The 13,772-nt window shown below is 62.9% G+C and carries 16 protein-coding genes; 12 read left to right on the top strand and 4 right to left on the bottom strand.

Annotation, left to right across the window (positions count from 1 at the left end):
- Window positions 1–62: 62 nt before the first annotated feature.
- On the bottom strand, window positions 63–590 hold the full coding sequence (locus AB6B38_RS04790; protein WP_371394634.1) for a phosphoribosyltransferase: 528 nt from the start codon (window positions 588–590) through the stop codon (window positions 63–65).
- 102 nt (window positions 591–692) lie between these two features.
- Between AB6B38_RS04790 and AB6B38_RS04785 the strand changes: the two genes are divergently transcribed.
- Window positions 693–869, top strand: a complete 177-nt coding sequence (locus AB6B38_RS04785; RefSeq protein WP_127566698.1) for a DUF1328 family protein — start codon at window positions 693–695, stop codon at window positions 867–869.
- Between the two features lie 90 nt (window positions 870–959).
- Here the strand turns inward: AB6B38_RS04785 and tyrS are convergent, their stop codons facing one another.
- Entirely contained in the window at window positions 960–2,225 is a 1,266-nt protein-coding gene (gene tyrS, locus AB6B38_RS04780; RefSeq protein ID WP_371394633.1) for a tyrosine--tRNA ligase, read from the bottom strand.
- Window positions 2,226–2,412: 187 nt separating this feature from the next.
- Between tyrS and AB6B38_RS04775 the strand changes: the two genes are divergently transcribed.
- Entirely contained in the window at window positions 2,413–3,564 is a 1,152-nt protein-coding gene (locus AB6B38_RS04775) for an anhydro-N-acetylmuramic acid kinase (RefSeq protein ID WP_371394632.1), read from the top strand.
- A gap of 197 nt (window positions 3,565–3,761) precedes the next feature.
- On the opposite strand, the gene AB6B38_RS04770 is transcribed toward AB6B38_RS04775, so the two are convergent.
- On the bottom strand, window positions 3,762–4,436 hold the full coding sequence (locus tag AB6B38_RS04770; RefSeq protein WP_371394631.1) for an alpha/beta hydrolase: 675 nt from the start codon (window positions 4,434–4,436) through the stop codon (window positions 3,762–3,764).
- Window positions 4,437–4,674: 238 nt separating this feature from the next.
- On the opposite strand from AB6B38_RS04770, the gene AB6B38_RS04765 reads away from it, so the two are divergent.
- From AB6B38_RS04765 to AB6B38_RS04720, 10 genes are all read left to right on the top strand, one after another.
- Window positions 4,675–5,145 carry an Rrf2 family transcriptional regulator gene (locus AB6B38_RS04765; RefSeq protein ID WP_371394630.1) on the top strand — a complete coding sequence of 157 codons (471 nt, stop codon included), beginning with the start codon at window positions 4,675–4,677 and terminating at the stop codon, window positions 5,143–5,145.
- 8 nt (window positions 5,146–5,153) lie between these two features.
- Entirely contained in the window at window positions 5,154–6,293 is a 1,140-nt protein-coding gene (locus AB6B38_RS04760; RefSeq protein ID WP_371394629.1) for a cysteine desulfurase family protein, read from the top strand.
- A gap of 131 nt (window positions 6,294–6,424) precedes the next feature.
- A complete protein-coding gene (sufB, locus tag AB6B38_RS04755) occupies window positions 6,425–7,930 on the top strand; it encodes a Fe-S cluster assembly protein SufB (protein WP_371394628.1) in 1,506 nt (501 codons plus the stop codon).
- Entirely contained in the window at window positions 7,930–8,271 is a 342-nt protein-coding gene (locus tag AB6B38_RS04750; RefSeq protein WP_371394627.1) for a barstar family protein, read from the top strand. Before sufB ends, AB6B38_RS04750 begins: the two co-directional genes overlap by 1 nt.
- A gap of 190 nt (window positions 8,272–8,461) precedes the next feature.
- Entirely contained in the window at window positions 8,462–9,226 is a 765-nt protein-coding gene (sufC, locus tag AB6B38_RS04745; RefSeq protein ID WP_371394626.1) for a Fe-S cluster assembly ATPase SufC, read from the top strand.
- Window positions 9,226–10,323 (top strand): SufD family Fe-S cluster assembly protein, encoded by a 1,098-nt coding sequence (locus AB6B38_RS04740; RefSeq protein ID WP_371394625.1) that lies wholly within the window; start codon window positions 9,226–9,228, stop codon window positions 10,321–10,323. The genes sufC and AB6B38_RS04740 overlap by 1 nt, the downstream gene beginning before the upstream one ends.
- Window positions 10,320–11,561, top strand: coding sequence for an aminotransferase class V-fold PLP-dependent enzyme (locus AB6B38_RS04735; RefSeq protein ID WP_371394624.1), 1,242 nt, complete (start codon window positions 10,320–10,322; stop codon window positions 11,559–11,561). The genes AB6B38_RS04740 and AB6B38_RS04735 overlap by 4 nt, the downstream gene beginning before the upstream one ends.
- Window positions 11,562–11,583: 22 nt before the next feature.
- Window positions 11,584–12,015, top strand: a complete 432-nt coding sequence (locus AB6B38_RS04730) for an SUF system Fe-S cluster assembly protein (RefSeq protein ID WP_371394623.1) — start codon at window positions 11,584–11,586, stop codon at window positions 12,013–12,015.
- An 11-nt stretch (window positions 12,016–12,026) separates the two neighbouring features.
- Entirely contained in the window at window positions 12,027–12,386 is a 360-nt protein-coding gene (locus AB6B38_RS04725; RefSeq protein ID WP_371394622.1) for a HesB/IscA family protein, read from the top strand.
- Window positions 12,387–12,445: 59 nt separating this feature from the next.
- Complete coding sequence (locus AB6B38_RS04720) at window positions 12,446–13,051, top strand: glutathione S-transferase (RefSeq protein WP_371394621.1); 606 nt, start codon at window positions 12,446–12,448, stop codon at window positions 13,049–13,051.
- On the opposite strand, the gene AB6B38_RS04715 is transcribed toward AB6B38_RS04720, so the two are convergent.
- On the bottom strand, window positions 13,048–13,764 hold the full coding sequence (locus tag AB6B38_RS04715) for a TMEM175 family protein (protein WP_371394620.1): 717 nt from the start codon (window positions 13,762–13,764) through the stop codon (window positions 13,048–13,050). The genes AB6B38_RS04720 and AB6B38_RS04715 overlap by 4 nt on opposite strands.
- Window positions 13,765–13,772 lie beyond the last annotated feature (8 nt).

Here is a 13,772-nt window from a genome sequence, read left to right as displayed (position 1 = left end):
CAAGCCTGCATCCTTGGATTAAGCGGAGACAGGTAGGCGGGTGGACACCTTGAAGCGGCGCGTCACAAAAACCCGTCTGGCACCGGCTTGTGGGCGCGGATCTCTTCGTCTGTCAGCCCTTCCAGTTCGTGGGGAAACACTAGCCACTCGTCGGTCTCGTGGACATGGTAATCGGGCCGTAGCGGCGTCTCGTTGCGTTCCGGCTTGAACCAGGCGACGGCCGTGCGCACCTCATAGCGACCCTTGAGCGCGTCCAGCACAGCCGCCAGCGTATGGCCCCGGTCCAGCACATCATCGATCACCAGCAGCCTGCTGCCAGCGGGCAGGATGGCCGTCAGGGCATCCAGCCCGGAGATGGCGATCTCGCGCTTGCGCTCATCAATCCCGGTATAGGACTGCGCGGCGAGGGGAGAGTGGCCGGCTTTCACGCCCTTGAACGCCAGCGCCTCATGCAGGGCGATGGCAATGGGGCTGCCACCGCGCCACAGGCCGACAAGATGATCCGGGTGCCAGCCGCTTTCCAGCACGGCCAGAGCCAGCGTGAAGCCGTCGCGCACAAGGCTGTCAGCGGTCAGAAAGCGTTTTGCCATGAAGGACTTTCCGGCTGGTGTGTGAAGTTTTTTGCAAGTGCGGGAACGCTATCTGCGGGGCGGCGTTATCTGTTCGTGTTCATAATGCGAAAGGATAGCAATATGCTTCGTCTAGCGCTGGCCTTCTTTATCGTCGCGATAATTGCAGCCTTGTTTGGGTTTGGTGGTATTGCCGCTGGCGCTGCCAGCATTGCCCAGATTCTTTTCTTCCTCTTTGTGGTCCTGTTCCTGGTCGCCCTCGTTGTCGGCCTGGTGCGCGGACGCTCACCGAGGATATAGTTCGCTCCTGACGGATAGAGCTTTTGTAAGGCCGGGCTTTCCCCTTAGCCCGGCCTTACTAATGCGTGGCGTTACTAGTGCGTGGCGTTTCTAACTGGTAATGTTTATCGGCCGCACCAAGGAAATCCTCTTTCCTAGCTGAACCTTGTATGCCCCTGTGGAGGCGTCATTGTCGGCGTAAGGGAAAATATCACCTGGGGCAGAAACTTTTCGGTCGTTGATATAAAGCGCGCCCTCTTTGATCTTTCGTTTCGCCTCGCCCCCTGATGGGACGAGTTGAGAAGCTAGCGCAATATTCAGCGCTGATCGTCCGTAGGGCCACGACCCACCGCTACAGTCCAATTCAAAGGTCGGAAGGTTGCTCGTTGCAACGCCCTGTTCAAATGCCGCCTTCGCAGTTGCCTCTGCCTCGCTCGCCGCTGCGTCGCCGTGCAGCATGGCGGTCGCGGCATTGGCAAGCGCGATCTTGGCGTCGTTGATCTCTGCGCCCTGCAGCGCTTCCAGCCGGGCGATCTCATCCAGCGGGATGTCGGTGAAGAGTTTGAGGAAGCGGCCCACATCGGCGTCTTCGGTGTTGCGCCAGAACTGCCAGTACTCGTAGGGGCTTTTCATGTCGGCATTGAGCCAGACGGCGCCATCGGCCGTCTTGCCCATCTTCGCGCCTGACGCGCTGGTAATCAGCGGCGTCGTGAAGCCGAACACTTCCTTGGCGTCCACGCGGCGGCACAACTCCACCCCGTTGATGATATTGCCCCACTGGTCGGCCCCGCCCAGTTGCAGCGCCGTGCCGAAGCGCCGGTTCAGCTCCAGATAGTCCACCGCCTGGAGCAGCATGTAGTTGAACTCCAGGAAGGTCATGGGCTGTTCGCGATCAAGCCGCAGCTTCACGCTGTCAAAGCTCAGCATGCGGTTGATCGTGAAATGCGTGCCGTAATCGCGCAGGAAATCGAGATAGCCGTATTCGGCCAGCCAATCGTCATTATTGACGACCATGGCCTCCTTCATGTCGAGCAGCGCGCCGAAGGGTTTGAGGATGCCTTCCTTGTTTTCCGCGATGATTTCCGGCGTCAGCATGGGGCGGCTGGTGTCACGCCCTGTGGGGTCGCCCACCTTGGTGGTCGCACCGCCCATCAGGACGATCGGCTTGTGACCAGCCTGTTGCAGACGGCGCAGCAGCATGATCTGGACCAGCGAGCCGACATGGAGCGAGCGCGCGGTGAGGTCAAAGCCGATATAGCCGCTTAAGCGTTCCTTCGCGGCGCGCTTGTCCAGCCCCTCGATATCGGTCGCCTGATAGAGATAGCCGCGCTCCACCAGCGTGTGGACGAGTTCTGACGCGTAGGTGCTTGCGGCCATGGGATAATGCTTTCCTGTGAATGCGAATAGCGCGCTAATAGCAGCATTGTACGCGGGTATGGAAGGCGCACGGCCATCGTATGGGAGATCGAGGCTGCGGGTGTGTGACGATCCCCGCTTTTGCGCGGGCAAAAGCGGCAAGGCCGACTGGCCGCCGCGCCTCGTGGCGCGATAGCCAAGCGCCCGGATGGGCGCGCCGGCGACTGAGGCCAATAAAAAAGGGCATTCGATGAAGTGGGTGGGATTGATGAGCGGCACCTCGCTGGACGGGGTGGATGCGGCGCTGCTGGAAAGCGATGGCGAGAGGCTGATCCGCTTCGGGCCGGGGCTGGAGCGCGCCTACACATTATCAGAACGCAAGGTGCTGCAAGTTGCTGTCGATGCCGCGCTGCAATGGCGCTGGCAGGGCGAGGCGCCGGGCGCGTTCGCGGACGCGGAAGCCGTGCTCACCGCCACCCATGCCGAGGCGGTGGAGGCCGTGTGTGCCAAGGCGGGCATCGCGCCGTCAGAGCTGGATGGCGTCGGCTTTCATGGCCAGACCGTGCTGCATCAGGCACCCAGAGACGGCGTGGCGGGGCGCACCCTGCAGATCGGGGACGGGCAGGCGTTGGCGGAGCGGCTCGGCTGCCGGGTGGTGTTTGATTTCCGGTCTGCGGATGTGGCCGCAGGCGGGCAGGGCGCGCCTCTGGTGCCGGTCTATCACCGGGCGCTGGCGGATTGGTCCGGGCTGGAGCGGCCTCTGGGCGTCATCAATATTGGCGGCGTCGCCAACATCACCCATATCGCGGCTGATGGCACGCTGACCGCCTTCGATACCGGCCCCGGCAACGGGCTGATCGACGCCTTCATTGAGGTCCACACGGGCGAGGCCATGGACAAGGATGGCGAAATCGCCGCGCGGGGGCGCATCCACGAGGCGGCCTTTGCCGAGTTCCTCGCCAATCCGTATTTTGCTGCTCCGGGACCAAAATCGCTCGATCGCTGGGATTTCTCCCTCGATGCGGTGCGCAATCTCTCGCTCGAAGATGGCGCAGCGACGCTGACGGGCCTGACCGCGAAGACGATTGCGCTTGGTGTTGCTGCCCTGCCTGATGCGCCGGGGCGACTGGTGCTTTGCGGAGGCGGGCGGCGCAACAAGACGCTCGCCGAGCTGGTCGCCGCGGCTACGGGGCTGAAAGTCTACTCCGCAGAGGCGCTCGGCTGGCGCGGCGATCTCGTTGAGGCCGAAGCCTTCGCTTTCCTCGCCGCGCGGGTGATGGCCGGCCTGCCCTATACCTTCCCCGGCACGACGGGCGTTTCAGCACCGATGGGCGGGGGGAAGGTGGTTTTGAGCTTTTAGTTCCGCAACGCATCCGCGTTGCGATGTTCCGCGAATACCCGCCTGCGCGGGCACAGGCAGTCGCGGGCGGCCGTTCGCCCTAGCGGCCCCTGCCGGGGCCGGATGGGCTCCTCGGCGCGCAGCGCCGCAAGCGCGACCGCGCGCCCGAGCCTATGCGAGGAGCGACGCACGGATGTGCGGAGCACCAGAGAGAATCCCTAACGCTTCGAAATTTTCGGCTTGGGATTGTCCAGCTCGACCAGGCGGATATCGAGATAATCGTCGATGGCGGTCTGCAGCGGCTCGACATGGTTGGAGAACAGATGGCCCGCGCCGGGGATGATCTGGCGCTTGATGTCGATACCCTTCTGGGCGCGCACCTTGCTCATCACCTTTTCCATGTCGTCATGCGGCACGATCACGTCCGCCTCGCCGTGCGCGACGAGGCCGGACGCCGGGCAGGGCGCCAGGAAGGTGAAGTCATACATGTTGGTGGGCGGGGAGACCGAGATGAAGCCGGCAATCTCCGGGCGGCGCATCAGAAGCTGCATGCCGATCCATGCGCCAAACGAGTGACCCGCAACCCAGCAATAGGGCGCGTTGGCGTTATGCGCCTGCATCCAGTCCAGCGCCGTTGCGCCGTCAGACAGCTCGCCCAGGCCCTGCTCGTAGACGCCCTGGCTGCGGCCCACGCCGCGGAAGTTGAAGCGCAGCACGGCAAAGCCGCGCTGTTTGAACACTTCATACATCATCAGCGAGACGGGCGTGTCCATATGGCCGCCCCCGCGCGGGTGGGCATGCAGGATCAGCGCGACGGGCGCGTTTTCGGCTTTTCCGGGCGTGTACTTGCCTTCGATGCGGCCGGCCGGGCCGGGAATAATGACGTCAGGCATGGGTTATCGGGTCTTCCCTGAAACTTGATTGTTCCAGCGCCCCTGTCAGGTATGCGCGCGGCTAATCGGCGCATGCTGCAAGGTGCCGGACAATAATTCTTGACTCTGTAGCTGGGATACCTACTTCCGGTGGGACGAAAGCATGCCAGCAAGGCGTGCGCGCTCTTAGCATAATGCGCCGGGCAATTGCGAGCACGCGAAACAATTTACCGGGCTTTCCAGCTCAGGAGAGGCAGCAATGAAGCTGAGTACCAAGGGCCGCTATGCGGTAATGGCGATGGCCGATCTTGCCAGTCATGTGGACGAGCGGCCGGTTCCGCTGGCCGAGATCGCCTCGCGTCAGGAAATCTCCTTGTCCTATCTGGAGCAGCTGTTTGCGCGCATGCGCCGGGCGGGAATCGTGAAGGCCATACGCGGCCCCGGCGGGGGTTACCGGCTGGCGCGCGCTTCGGGCGATATCCGCATTTCCGACATTATTCTGGCGGTGGACGAGCCGGTCGATATCACGCGCTGCCAGCACCAGATGAAGGGCTGTATGGAAAACGGCCAACGCTGCATCACCCATGATCTGTGGGACGAGCTGTCGCGCCATATCCATCTCTATCTCAGCTCGGTCAGCCTTGAGGATGTAGTCAGCCGCCGGGTGGCAGGGTCTGCCAGCGGTCCGCGCGGCATGGCCGCCGCCCTGAGAGCCGCAGCAGCAGAATAGCAGGAATTATGAGCGTCTATCTGGATCATAACGCAACCAGCCCGTTGCGCGTCGAAGCGCGCGAAGCGATGGCGCGTGCCTATGATTCAGGCGGTAATCCATCTTCGGTGCATGGCCCCGGACGGGCCGCGAGGGCCATCGTGGAGACCGCTCGCACCTCGGTGGCAAAGCATTTCGTGACACGCGCCGAAGACGTGGTGTTCACCTCCGGCGGCACCGAAGCGAATAACCTTGTGATCGCCTCGGCCAGGGCGGCGGGCGCGAAACGCCTCATCGTTTCCGCCATCGAGCATGATGCGGTGCGCGATGCGGCGTCCGCCAGCGGGCTTGAGGTGGAAATTCTCCCTGTCACGGGCGATGGTGTTGCTGATCTCATCTGGCTGGAAACCCGTCTTTCCGGTTGGAACCGCGAGGCTGACGGCGTGCCCTTCGTGGCGCTGATGGCGGCCAATAACGAGACCGGCGTCGTCCAGCCTGTCGAAGCTGCCGGACGGCTGGTACGCGAGGCGCAAGGCCTGTTCCACGTCGATGCCGTGCAGATGGCGGGCAAGCTCGCCTTCGACTTTGCAGGCAGCCTTGCCCATTATGCCGCGCTCTCCGCGCACAAGGCGGGCGGGCCGCAAGGCGTCGGCGCGCTGCTGCTGGCGTGTGATGCGCCGCTTAACCGCCAGATGCATGGCGGCGGGCAAGAGACGGGCCGCCGCTCCGGCACCGAGAATGTCGCCGGGATTGCAGGCTTTGCCGCTGCCCTTGCAGCCGTAGAGGCTGATGAGGCCGCGCGCATGGCCGCTCTGCGTGACGCGCTGCAATCAAGGCTGGAATCGGTCGAGGGCGTGCGCATATGGGGGGCAGGGGCGGATCGTCTGCCCAACACGCTCTGCCTCTCGGCCACAGGCTGGGCGAGCGAGATACAGGTTATTGCCATGGATCTGGCGGGCTTTGCCATCAGCGCAGGCTCTGCCTGTTCCTCCGGCAAGGTGAGGAAAAGCCGGGTGCTGGAAGCGATGGGTGCCAGCGTGGACGAATCCGCCAGCGCCATCCGTATCAGCCTTGGCTGGACGAGTATGCAAGAGGATGTGGACCGCTTCGCGGATGCCTGGATACGCGAATACGCGCGCATCCGGCCCCGTCTGGCGGCCGCTGTGTAGTGACTGACTAGACCATTCTTGCACCTGCAAGAATGGCAAGGCCGAACGGCCGCCGCGCCTCGTGGCGCGGTAGCCAAGCGCCCAGATGGGCGCGCTGGCGCTTGAGGCTGACTAAAGGAAGGACCGGGCTTATGCCTGCTGTTAAGGAAACGATTGAAGACGTACGCCGGCTGGAAGCCGACAAGTACAAGTATGGCTTCACGACCGAGATCGAGCAGGAGTTCGCGCCCAAAGGGTTGAACGAGGATATTGTCCGCTTCATCTCCGAGAAAAAGGGCGAGCCGCAATGGATGCTCGACTGGCGCCTCGATGCCTATCGCCGCTGGCTGCAGATGGAGGAGCCCACTTGGGCGAACGTCCATCACCCGAAAATCGACTATCAGGACGCGTACTATTACGCCGCGCCGAAAAATGCGGCCAAATACAAATCGCTGGACGAAGTTCCTGCTGAGCTGCTTGAAACGTACAAGAAGCTTGGCATTCCGCTTCGCGAGGCCGAAGTTCTGCTCGGCGTAGAGGGCGCAGAAGACCGCACCGCCGCCGAAGCGCGCGAAGCGCCGCGCGTGGCGGTTGATGCGGTGTTCGATTCCGTCTCCGTCGCCACGACCTTCAAGAAGGAGCTGGAAAAGGCCGGCGTGATCTTCATGCCGATCTCCGAAGCCCTGCAGGAATATCCTGATCTGGTGCGCCAGTATCTCGGTAGCGTCGTGCCAGTTACGGACAACTATTTCGCGACGCTCAACAGCGCCGTCTTCTCCGATGGCTCGTTCGTCTATGTGCCGCCGGGCGTGCGCTGCCCGATGGAGCTTTCCACTTACTTTCGCATGAATGCGCAGGGCACTGGCCAGTTCGAGCGCACGCTGATCATCGCCGACAAGGGCGCTTACGTCTCCTATCTGGAGGGCTGCACCGCGCCGATGCGCGATGAGAACCAGCTGCATGCGGCGGTCGTGGAGCTGGTCGCGCTCGATGACGCCGAGATCAAATACTCCACCGTTCAGAACTGGTGGCCGGGCGACGCCGAAGGCAAGGGCGGGGTCTATAACTTCGTCACCAAGCGCGCAGACTGCCGGGGACGCAATTCCAAGGTCAGCTGGACGCAAGTGGAGACTGGCTCGGCCATCACCTGGAAATATCCCTCCTGCGTGCTGCGCGGCGATAACTCGCAAGGCGAGTTCTACTCCATCGCGGTGACCAATGGCCGCCAGCAGGCCGATACCGGCACCAAGATGATCCATCTGGGCCGCAATACGAAATCGCGCATCATCGCCAAGGGCATTTCCGCCGGGCGCTCCGACCAGACCTATCGCGGCCTGGTCTCGGTTCATGCCAAGGCGGAAGGCGCGCGCAATTTCACCCAGTGCGACTCGCTCCTGATCGGGGATCAGTGCGGGGCTCACACCGTGCCCTATATCGAGGCGAAAACGCCCAAAGCCACGCTGGAGCACGAGGCGACGACCTCCAAGCTCTCCGACGATCAGCTCTTCTATGCGCGCTCACGCGGGCTGGACGAGGAAACGGCGGTCGCCCTGCTCGTCAACGGCTTCTGCCGCGAGGTGTTGCAGGAATTGCCGATGGAATTTGCCGTGGAGGCCCAGGCGCTCCTGAAAGTCTCGCTGGAAGGGAGCGTGGGGTGATGGGTGAAACCGTTACGCTTGCTCTGTCGGCACACGACATCGCCGACTGGGAGAGTTTTCATACGGCTTGCGTGGAGAAGCTCGGCTTTCCCACTTACTATGGCCGGAATCTTGATGCTTGGGATGATTGCGCCAGAGGGTCGGACTACGGTCCTTTTGCCTTGGACGCACCGTGTGCGGCTATAGCGCTGAACCTGCCCCGGCGCGACGATTTCTCGGGCGAAGCCCGAGAAATCGTTGATTTCGTTTGCGGGGCTGTCCCGGATGCCAATGCGTTCCGTTTGAAGCATGGGGCACCGCTCATCGCTCTAGTGGCGGTTCGGGCGGAGGGGCGGATATGATGACTCACTCTCTTCGTTTCACCGGCGTAAGCCGGTGCCCAGCCCTTCTGGATCCCGGGTCAAGCCCGGGAGCCCGGTTGAGAGGCATTGGCCAGAAACACCGGGGTCCCGGTCCCCGAGCCGGGACCCAGCAACGAATAATGGATTCCGGCGTGTGCCGGGAAAACACCGAACTGAAAGACGAACTGAAATGCTTGAGATCAAGAACCTCCATGCCCGCGTGAACCCCGAAGAGGGTGAAGGCAAAGCCATCCTGAAAGGCGTCGACCTGACCGTGCCTGCGGGCGAGGTGCACGCCGTCATGGGGCCGAACGGGTGCGGGAAATCCACGCTGTCCTACGTGCTGGCGGGCCATGAAGGCTATGAGGTGACGGACGGTTCGGTCAGCTTTCTCGGCGAAGAGATTGGCGACATGGAACCCGAAGAGCGGGCCGCCAAGGGCCTGTTCCTCTCCTTCCAGTACCCGGTGGAAATTCCTGGCGTGCCGACCCTGACTTTCCTGAAGGAAGCCGCGAACGCGCAGCTTAAAGCACGCGGCGAGGGTGAGATTTCAGCGCCGGAATTTATGAAGCTTGCGCGGGAAAATGCTGCAAAACTGGGTATTTCCAGTGAAATGCTTAAGCGTCCTGTGAATGTCGGTTTCTCCGGCGGTGAGAAAAAGCGCATGGAGATTTTCCAGGCGATGATGCTTTCGCCGAAATTCCTCATTCTTGATGAGACGGATTCCGGGCTCGACATCGACGCGCTGCGCGTGGTGGCCGATGGCGTGAATGCGCTGCGCTCGCCGGAGCGCTCCATGCTGGTCATCACCCACTATCAGCGCCTTCTGGAATACCTCAAACCCGACGTGGTGCATGTGATGGCGGATGGCCGCATCGTGAAAACGGGCGGGCCGGAACTGGCGCTGGAGCTGGAAGCCGAGGGCTATGAGAAATTCACCGGAGCGGCAGCCTGATGGGTGTAGTCCCGCAACTTTCCGCGTTTGAAGCGGCGCTAGCAGCCAGCCTGCCTGCGGGCGAGCTGCGCGCTGCGCTGGAAACGGGCGGCCTGCCGCACCGCCGCGTCGAGGCGTGGAAATGGTCCGATCTGCGCGCCGCGCTGGCGAAGACGCCTTCAGGGGCCGGTACGCTTGCCGTCAACGCCTCGCGCGAGGCAGACGAGATTGCAACGCTGGAGCACCAGCCGGACCTGCTCATGCCACGCCTCGCGGCGGGCCTGACGGATGGCTGCCCGGTTTATGCGCTGAAAGAAGGCGAAAGCCTGTCGCTGGACTTTGAAGGAAGCGAGGGCGCGGCCCACCATATCGCAGCGGTGAACGTGCCTGCAGGCGTCAGCGCGGCGCTGCACGAGCGCTACCGCGTGGCGGCGGGCGGATTTGCCAATATCGCCCTGCGTATCGTGCTGGGCGAGGGCGCGAGCCTGACGCGCATTGTCGAGCAGGACGCGTCACCTGATGGTGTGCTGGTGGTGACGAGCGGGATCGATCTCGCGCCGCGCGCGAAAATGCACCAGACGACGCTTGGCTTCGGCGCGAAGCTCGCCCGGCTTGAAACCCACATCACACAAGCAGGCGAGGGCGCGGAGCTGAACCTTGGCGGCTCGTATCTGGTGGCCTCCGGCCTGCATCTCGATCAGACCGGCATTGTGCGCCACACCGGCCCGAACGGGGCGACACGCGAGCTCTTCAAGGGCGCAGCCGCCAAGGGCGGGCGCGGCGTCTTCCAGGGCAAGATCCACGTGGAGCAGGCCGCGCAGAAGACCGATGCCCAGATGAACCATCGCGGGCTGCTGCTGGCCGATGGCGCGGAAATCTACGCCAAGCCTGAGCTGGAAATTTACGCCGACGACGTCGTCTGCGCGCACGGCAACGCGCTCGGCGCAGTGGATGACGAGGCATTGTTCTACATGCGCCAGCGTGGGCTTAGCGAGCCGCGTGCGCGTGCCCTGCTGACACGCAGCTTCCTGGCCGAACCGCTGGAAGCGGTTGAGGATGAGACGGTCCGTGACGCTCTGCTGGCGAAGCTTGATGCAGCTTTGGAGGCGGTATCGTGAGCGCGCTCGCCCACACCGCTTCCGGGTTCGACGTGGACGCCATCCGCGCGCAATTTCCGATCCTGTCGCGCGAGGTTCACGGCAAGCCGCTGGTCTATCTCGACAGCGCCGCTTCTGCGCAGAAACCGCAAGCGGTGATCGATGCGCTGGGCGATGTCTGGCGCGGCTCCTACGCGAATGTGCACCGCGGCCTCCATACGCTTGCCAACGAGACGACAGAGGCGTTCGAGGCGACGCGCGGCAAGCTCGCCGCGTTTCTCGGTGCGGCGCGTAGTGAAGAGATCGTGCTGACGCGCGGCACGACCGAAGCCATCAATCTCGTGGCATCCGGGATCGGGCACGGTCTGAAAGAGGGCGATGAAATCATCCTCAGCCAGATGGAGCACCACTCCAATATTGTCCCGTGGCACTTCCTGCGCGAGCGCAAGGGCGTGGTTATTCGCTGGACTCCGGTGACGGACGAAGGCGCATTGGATACAGCGGCTTACGAAGCCCTCTTCACCTCACGCACGAAGATGGTAGCGCTCAGCCATATGTCCAATGTGCTCGGTACGAAGAATGACGCGAAGGCGCTAACCGAGATCGCGCACCGTCACGGCGTGCCGATCCTGTTTGACGGTTCGCAGGCGGCTGTTCATGGCCCGGTCGATGTGTCGGCCATCGGCTGTGATTTTTACGCCATTACCGGCCACAAGCTTTACGGGCCCAATGCCACTGGCGCACTCTATGCCAAGGGTGACTGGCTGGAACGTCTGCCCGCCTTCATGGGCGGCGGCGAGATGATCGCCGAGGTGAGCGAGGAGGGCGTCGTCTATGCTGCCCCGCCGCACAAGTTCGAGGCCGGTACACCGGCCATTGCCGATGTGATCGCGCTTGGCGCAGCGCTGGACTGGATGGACGCACACGTCACGCCGGAGGCGCTGGCGCACGAACACGCGCTGGCAGAAGCCGCCACGGCGGGCCTGAAAGCCATGGACGGTATCCGCATTCTGGGCGAGGCGCCGGGCAAGGGGCCCATTGTGTCGTTTGTGGTGGAGAACGCCCACGCCCATGATATCGCCCAGCTGATGGACCGCTATGGCGTCGCCGTGCGCGCGGGCCATCACTGCGCCCATCCGCTGATGAAGCGCTTTGGCGTCGCCGCCAGCGTGCGCGCCAGCTTTGCCGTCTACAACACCGCCGATGAAGTCGATGCCTTCCTCGACGCCTTGCGCCGCGCGCGCGCATTCCTCATCTAGAGGGCAGGAGATGACACCGGACATGCCAAGTGACAGCCAGACCGGAACGGCCCGCCAGCGCGATGTGATCGATCTGGGCGGCGCGCCTGCGCGCCCCGTTGCGCCGGAAACCCGCGCCGATGGCGAAGGCTCGATACCCGCTGAGGAAATCGCCCGGATTACCGATGATGTCGTCACCGCGCTAAAGGGCGTGTTCGACCCGGAAATCCCGGTCGATATTTACGAGCTGGGCCTGATCTACAAGGTCGATCTGGAAGATGACCGCACGCTGAAAGTCGAGATGACGCTGACGGCGCCCGGCTGCCCGGTGGCCGGTGAAATGCCGGGCTGGGTACAGGACGCCTGCAATACGGTCGACGGGGTGGAGCGCACGGAGGTGAACCTCACCTTTGATCCGCCCTGGACGCCGGACCGGATGACCGATGAAGCCCGCCTGCAACTGAACATGCTCTAGGAGCCGATGAGATGGCCCGTGAAAGACCCAAGCCCGTAACCCTGACAGACGCCGCTGCGGAGCGTGTGCGCGCGCTGATGGCGCGTGAGGGCAAGGGCTATTTGCGCGTAGGCGTGAAGAATGGCGGCTGCGCGGGCATGGAATACACGATGGACTATGTTGAGGCGCCCGCGCCGCTGGACGAGCGGGTGGAAGATCAGGGCGTGGAGATCGTCATTGATTCCAAGGCGATCCTGTTCCTGCTCGGCAGCCAGATCGACTATGAGGTGACGCCGCTGCACGCCAAGTTCGTGTTCCGCAATCCCAACCAGACCGATGCGTGCGGGTGTGGCGAAAGCGTCACCATTATTCCGGTGGCCAATGCCAGCTAGGCAACTTGCCGCCCGCTTTGCGAGTTTCTAAACCCGGTGGCTGAATTTCGGGGGCTTGCATGCAACTTTTTTATTCGCCGACCTCGCCTTATGCCCGCAAGTGCCGTGCGCTGATCATCGAGAAGAGCCTCGAAAGCAAGATCGAGCTGGTCGAGGCGTTGCCGCTTGATGACCCGGAGGCGCTGCTGGCCGCCAATCCGCTGGGCAAGGTGCCGGCGCTGATCCGCAAGAGCGGCCCGGCGCTGATCGATTCCCCGCTGATCTGCGAGTTTATCGACACGCTCAATGATGACCGCTGGATTCCCGCTAATGGCGAAAGCCGTTTTCTGGTCCTGCGCCAGCAGGCGGTGGCGGACGGGTTGATGGACCTGACGATCGGCCGGCGGATCGAGATGAACCGGCCTGCCAACCGGCGTTACAAGGCGTGGACCGAACGCTGGGAAAGAGGCATCGCCCGCACGCTGGCCCAGCTGGACCATGAACGGGCACAGTTTGAGCGCTCTGTGGATCATGGGGCGCTCTCGATTGCCGTGGCGCTGTCCTATCTTGATCTCAGATACGCAGAGCTGGACTGGCGCGCGGCTCATCCGGGACTGGGCGCCTATCTGGAGCGCTGGGAACAGCGTGACAGCCTGAAGCTGACTGCGCCTCCAGCGGGTGCCTAGCTTGTAGCGGACCCCGCCCGCAGGACACGCGCGTTGGCACGTGCCGAGCACACCCACGCAATCAAACCCATCATGGCGAACAATATTCCGGAAAAGGCGGCGATAGCGTCCGGCAGCACGAACGCCAGGGCGATGATGGCAAGGCTCAGCAACACGGTGCCAATCGAGAACTCGACCTCGAAGCGCGTCCAGCTTCTCTCCTGCGCGGTCAGCTCCAGCGCATCTGCGTGACGCAGGGCGTGGGCGTGGAGCAGGGCAAAGACGCCGTAGACCGCCGCGAAGAACCCGCCATAGATCGCGTATAGCACCGGCACCTGGGACAAGGTCAGGACGGCAGTCACCTCGGCTGCGGTTTCAAAGCCGCCCGTGAAATAGTTCACGACGAAATCCGTCATGAATTTCAGGGGATAGATGTAGATCAGTACGAGGAAGAGCAATAGCGCGTTGAACCCGGTCACCCAGCCGTCATCAAGCCCGTAGCGGCGGAAGAATATGTGGTGGGTGCGCCAGATCAGGAGGATCAGCGCAAAGCACATCGCGATGGAAATGGCCCCACGCCAGAGACCCACCAGCTCATCGAACGAGGATGGGATGCTCTGCAGCGCTGCCAGCGTCAGGACGAGGGCGAAAACGATATCGGAGAGGTTTTCCACGCGTGAAACATTTTCACCACGCCATCGAAAATCGGGATCGCCCGCATGTTGTCTTGTCATAATGAAAT

It is taken from the genome of Glycocaulis abyssi (assembly GCF_041429775.1).
Taxonomy (GTDB): Bacteria; Pseudomonadota; Alphaproteobacteria; order Caulobacterales; family Maricaulaceae; genus Glycocaulis; species Glycocaulis abyssi.
This window is presented reverse-complemented; position numbering and strand designations above follow the sequence as displayed.

Coding starts and splice junctions, on each gene's coding strand:
- AB6B38_RS04775 (WP_371394632.1), top strand. CDS start 2,413: ATGGGCGCGCCGGCGACTGAGGCCAATAAAAAAGGGCATTCGATGAAG.
- AB6B38_RS04740 (WP_371394625.1), top strand. CDS start 9,226: ATGGGTGTAGTCCCGCAACTTTCCGCGTTTGAAGCGGCGCTAGCAGCC.
- AB6B38_RS04770 (WP_371394631.1), bottom strand. CDS start 4,436: ATGCCTGACGTCATTATTCCCGGCCCGGCCGGCCGCATCGAAGGCAAG.
- AB6B38_RS04750 (WP_371394627.1), top strand. CDS start 7,930: ATGGGTGAAACCGTTACGCTTGCTCTGTCGGCACACGACATCGCCGAC.
- tyrS (WP_371394633.1), bottom strand. CDS start 2,225: ATGGCCGCAAGCACCTACGCGTCAGAACTCGTCCACACGCTGGTGGAG.
- AB6B38_RS04785 (WP_127566698.1), top strand. CDS start 693: ATGCTTCGTCTAGCGCTGGCCTTCTTTATCGTCGCGATAATTGCAGCC.
- AB6B38_RS04725 (WP_371394622.1), top strand. CDS start 12,027: ATGGCCCGTGAAAGACCCAAGCCCGTAACCCTGACAGACGCCGCTGCG.
- AB6B38_RS04760 (WP_371394629.1), top strand. CDS start 5,154: ATGAGCGTCTATCTGGATCATAACGCAACCAGCCCGTTGCGCGTCGAA.
- AB6B38_RS04720 (WP_371394621.1), top strand. CDS start 12,446: ATGCAACTTTTTTATTCGCCGACCTCGCCTTATGCCCGCAAGTGCCGT.
- AB6B38_RS04790 (WP_371394634.1), bottom strand. CDS start 590: ATGGCAAAACGCTTTCTGACCGCTGACAGCCTTGTGCGCGACGGCTTC.
- sufC (WP_371394626.1), top strand. CDS start 8,462: ATGCTTGAGATCAAGAACCTCCATGCCCGCGTGAACCCCGAAGAGGGT.
- AB6B38_RS04730 (WP_371394623.1), top strand. CDS start 11,584: ATGCCAAGTGACAGCCAGACCGGAACGGCCCGCCAGCGCGATGTGATC.
- AB6B38_RS04765 (WP_371394630.1), top strand. CDS start 4,675: ATGAAGCTGAGTACCAAGGGCCGCTATGCGGTAATGGCGATGGCCGAT.
- sufB (WP_371394628.1), top strand. CDS start 6,425: ATGCCTGCTGTTAAGGAAACGATTGAAGACGTACGCCGGCTGGAAGCC.
- AB6B38_RS04715 (WP_371394620.1), bottom strand. CDS start 13,764: ATGACAAGACAACATGCGGGCGATCCCGATTTTCGATGGCGTGGTGAA.